The 3261-nt window shown below is 70.5% G+C and carries 3 protein-coding genes; 1 reads left to right on the top strand and 2 read right to left on the bottom strand.

The window, feature by feature from the left end; translation table 11 throughout:
• Nucleotides 1-491: 491 nt before the first annotated feature.
• Both ACFWPH_RS05120 and ACFWPH_RS05115 read right to left on the bottom strand, forming a co-directional pair.
• Nucleotides 492-1604, bottom strand: a complete 1113-nt coding sequence (locus ACFWPH_RS05120) for a PQQ-dependent sugar dehydrogenase (RefSeq protein WP_378748250.1) — start codon at nucleotides 1602-1604, stop codon at nucleotides 492-494.
• Nucleotides 1605-1770: 166 nt separating this feature from the next.
• Complete coding sequence (locus ACFWPH_RS05115; RefSeq protein WP_378748249.1) at nucleotides 1771-1929, bottom strand: hypothetical protein; 159 nt, start codon at nucleotides 1927-1929, stop codon at nucleotides 1771-1773.
• 306 nt (nucleotides 1930-2235) lie between these two features.
• On the opposite strand from ACFWPH_RS05115, the gene ACFWPH_RS05110 reads away from it, so the two are divergent.
• Nucleotides 2236-3096: a DoxX family protein gene (locus ACFWPH_RS05110; RefSeq protein ID WP_378748248.1), complete on the top strand. Its 861-nt coding sequence runs from the start codon at nucleotides 2236-2238 to the stop codon at nucleotides 3094-3096.
• Nucleotides 3097-3261: the final 165 nt, after the last annotated feature.

Below are 3261 nucleotides of genomic sequence, written 5' to 3'. Positions count from 1 at the left end.
GTGGGGGAGGGCGCCCGCGCGCAACCAAGCGACAGCAAAACACACCCCACCCCCCCCCCCTCCTCCCCCCCCCCCCCCCTTTCTCCCCCCCCCCCGCGGCGAGTGGTCTTCGAGGGTTTCGACGGGGGATCGCGGCCGGTGGACCGTGGGCGTGTCGGCCTCGGACGCTACGAGCCGGCCCGAGCGAGCTCAGTGGCGGTGATATCGGCGGGGGCCTGCGTGTTCCACCGCCGGAACCAGGACAGTGGCCGCAGTGAGAGGGAACGGGACGGCCGAGCCGGCGATGAACACTCCCGGCGCGGCAGCAAGAGCTGTACCGAGCAATGTGCCACCCACCAGCAGCAGCACAGCCTGCGCGAGCGCATCCACCAACAGCCCGGACGTGTTCGCCCAACGGTCCTTGTCGCCGCCGCGAGCAGGCGAAGCAGCGCGTGTCGAGGACGGAACAGCAGCGAAGGGGCCGGAGCCCCTTCGCCAGCGGCGACGGACGGTTAGTCCGGGCCGCCTCCACCACCGGCCGTGGGCGGCGGGATGCGGACGACGCGGTCGTCGTTCGGGGTGGGCTGGCCGCCGTCGGATTTGTTCGCGGTGGAGACCCAGATGGTGCCGTCCATGGCCGGGCTGGCGCCGAGCAGGCGGCCGTACTTGTTGGCGAAGAAAACGCTCGGGGGCGCGGTCACGGCGTAGGTCGTGGGGTCCGGTGTCGCCATGGCGAGGGCTTTCGCGTCGGTCAGGGCGATGGCGATGCCTTCGGGGGTGACCGCGCAGCCGGCGACTCCGGGGCGGTCCGGCCAGGTCCACGCGGTGGTGGCGACACCGTCGGGGCCGATGCGCTGCAGGCGATCCAAGGCGGGGGTGCGGTCGGTGATCCAGATCTGATCGCTGCCCAGGCAGATATCCCCGGCCGAACCGATACCCGACATCGCGACCTCGGTGGGTGCGTTCCCGTTCGACGTGGGGTTCTTCACCCGCAGCAGTTTGCCCGCCGTACTGGCCGGATCCGCCGCGGCCGCCGGATCACCGGCATTACCGGTGAGCACCAGCATCTGATCCGGTGATGTCCATTCGATGGCGCCGCGATTCCCGGTAGTGCCCTTCGGGATTCCCGTCAGGACCGGTTTCGGCGGGCCGCCGCCCTCGGCGATGCGGACCACCCGGTTATCGCTCGCGGTGGTGACGTAGGCGTAGAGCAGCCCGTCTTCGTGGTAGGTGGGGGAGATGGCGATATCACTCAACCCGCCGTCGCCGGCGGGGTCCACGTCGACCCGGGCGACCTCGACCGGCGGCGCCTCCGGCGCCACCTTCAGGATGCGTCCGGTGCGGCGTTCGGTCACCAGCGCGTAGCCGCCCAGCTCGATCAGCCCCCCGGTGGTGTCCAGGCAGCTGACCACCACGGCCGGGTCGGGGTCGATACACGGACCGCTCGGCCGGGTGGTCGAGGATTCGGGACCCTTCTGTTTCGGGGGTTCGAGCTCCGCGGCGTCCAGGGTCGGTTCGTCGGTGAACGGGCTGGACGCGGAATCGTCGAAACGTGCGCACCCGCTGAGCAACAACGCTCCGCAAACCAGCCCCACCGTCACGCGCCGCGCGCCAACCGACCTCATAACCCCCCAACGTAGTGGAAATCCCTCCGGTCGCGCCCCCACGCCCCCCGCCCGGAGTGGGCACCGCAAGGGTTCCGGCCGCCGGGCCACCGAGCGGCGGGCCGGTCTACCTGGCGGCTGAGGGATCGGTCGACCGGCCGGTGTGCTCCGGCGCGGTCCGGTCGCTTCACGCGGAGCGCACCGCCCCGCCGTCGGGCGGCACTTGTTCGTAGACAGCCGCCCCGCGGCCGGGCGGCACTTGTTCGTAGACAGCCGCCCCGCGGCCGGGCGGCACATGTTCGTGGACGTAGGACAACCGCGCTCTGACCGCCGTCGCGGTCGCCATCTACTTCGGGCATAGAAAACCGCCCACTCTGTGCGCTGCCGACTCTGTGCGCTGCCGACTCTGTGTGTTGCCGACTCTGTGTGTTGCCGACTCTGTGTGTTGCCGACTCTGTGTGCTGCCGAGGCTGTGCGCCGCCGAGATTGTGTGCTGCCGAGGCTGTGCGCCGCCGAGGGGTGAGTAGGTCCGGTGAGGCCCTCCGTGCCGGTACGAGAGGGGTCGCGGACGGACATGGGCCAGGTGCGCGCTGGCGCGGACACGCCGTGGATTCAGAGCGCCCGCGGCGCCGGATCGGCCTACTGTTGAAGGGTGAGTGCCAAGCCGAGAAACGGCTCCGCGCCGTCCGACTCCGCGCGGCCCGGAAACCCGTCCACCGCCGAACAGCGCGCGGTATCGACGACGGCGGGCGGGGTCGGCAGCCCCTACGATTTCCCCACCGGCCAGTTCCCCAAGGTGGCCATGACCAAGGAGATACCGGCGATGGCTTCTGTTTCCCCGGGCGATAAACCGACCGATACCCCCGGCCCGGGCGGGCCGGCCGGAGTCGAGGACGACCGGACCTATTCCTACGCGAGCATCCCGCCGGCGGGCACCCAGCCGAACGGGGGCCTGCGCCGCCGGAACGGGGACGGTCGCCGCGGCACCCTCGATCTGGGCCTGTTCATCCTGCGCCTCGTGGTGGGCGGCACATTCCTGCACCACGGCCTGCAGAAACTGACGGGCTGGTTCGACGGGCCGGGTCTCGACGGCACCAAAGAGATGATGGAACAGGGCGGCTGGGATCATCCGTCCATCGCCGCGGCACTCGTCACCGCCGGTGAGGTGGGCGGTGGCATCCTGCTGATTCTGGGTCTGGCCACACCGCTGGCAGCCGGTGCGGTGCTCGCGGTGATCCTGAATGCCTGGATGTTCAAACAGGGGATGCACCCGGACTTCCAGTACAGCCAAGGGCCGGGCGCGGTCGAACTGGACACCATCCTCGCGGGCGCCGCGATCGCCCTCATCTTCACCGGCCCCGGGCGGTGGGCGCTGGACCGCGGCCGCAGCTGGGCCACCCGCCCCGGCTCCGGCTCCTTCGTGGTCCTGGTTCTCGCCTTCGCCGCCGCCATCTTCACCTACTGGTACCTCCAGGACGGCAACCCGCTCACCGGTATCGGCCCGTTCGAATAAGTCTTGCGCCGCTGTGTTTATTTGCGCCGCCTTCGGCGGCGCGGGTTTCGGCCCCCTTTGGTCCCTGCTGTCAGCGCTCGATGCTCGCGGCTGCGCCGCATTGCCTCGAGCGCTGACAGCAGGGACGGGCCGAAACCTTTCAGGGCCTCGTAAGACTCGGCGCCG

It is taken from the genome of Nocardia sp. NPDC058499, assembly GCF_042719915.1.
GTDB lineage: Bacteria > Actinomycetota > Actinomycetes > Mycobacteriales > Mycobacteriaceae > Nocardia.
The sequence above is the reverse complement of the archived record's forward strand: the minus strand, read 5'-3'. Positions and strand labels throughout refer to the sequence as shown.